We start from the raw sequence: 311 nt of genomic DNA, 5'->3' as shown, positions 1-311 counted from the left end.
CTCACCGCTGCACTGAAAACCCTCGACGTCCCCGGCAGCATGGACGCCACCAACTCGGCGCTGGTCAAGCTGCCCAGCGGTGCGAAAAACCTGATCATTGGCGGCATGAACGACAACACCGTGCTCGGCGGCGTGCGCGCTACCGAAAGCGCAGGCTTCAAAGCGGCAAACGTGATTGGCATCGGAATCAATGGCACCGACGCCATCGGCGAACTGAAAAAGGCCGACAGCGGCTTCTTCGGCTCCATGCTGCCAAGCCCGCATATCGAGGGCTACAACACGGCGCTGATGATGTACGAGTGGGTCACCAA

General features: G+C 60.8%; 1 pseudogene. It reads left to right on the top strand.

Annotated features, from left to right (window positions below):
• Positions 1-311: pseudogene (locus tag AOA61_RS00540) on the top strand (arabinose ABC transporter substrate-binding protein); the annotation flags it as partial.

This window comes from Pseudomonas sp. 2995-1, assembly GCF_002742505.1.
Taxonomy (GTDB): domain Bacteria; phylum Pseudomonadota; class Gammaproteobacteria; order Pseudomonadales; family Pseudomonadaceae; genus Aquipseudomonas; species Aquipseudomonas sivasensis.
Note: the sequence above shows the minus strand (reverse complement) of the source record. Positions and strands in the feature narration are given on the sequence as shown.